General features: G+C 52.8%; 1 protein-coding gene. It reads right to left on the bottom strand.

The annotated features are described in order from the left end of the window. On the bottom strand, positions 1-281 hold a 281-nt coding region (locus ACLQ25_RS32890; RefSeq protein ID WP_425734620.1), incomplete at its 3' end, for a hypothetical protein. Between the last annotated feature and the right edge of the window lie 18 nt (positions 282-299).

Below are 299 nucleotides of genomic sequence, written 5' to 3' on the forward strand. Positions count from 1 at the left end.
ACCGCCTTCGCCAGAACGCCGATCGCTCCGCAACCCTCCAAAAAATCCCTCAGGTACTGGGGCATGTCACCGGGAATCTGCTTGCCCTCCCGCCGCCAATCATAAAGATTTTTTCCGAGGTGTACCACAATCCCGTTGGTGGCCCGCCTCTTGTATCTTGGCGAGGGGGCTGTCAGCAGATTTTTTTGGCCATCTCCGTAGTATTCTCGTGCTCCGTAGTATTCTCGTGCTATCTCGTCGAACGCTACCCACTCTTCTTCGGTTCTTTTTTTATAAACCATGAGACGTCCTCTCTGTTC

Source organism: Micromonospora sp. DT44 (assembly GCF_049841635.1).
GTDB lineage: Bacteria > Actinomycetota > Actinomycetes > Mycobacteriales > Micromonosporaceae > Micromonospora.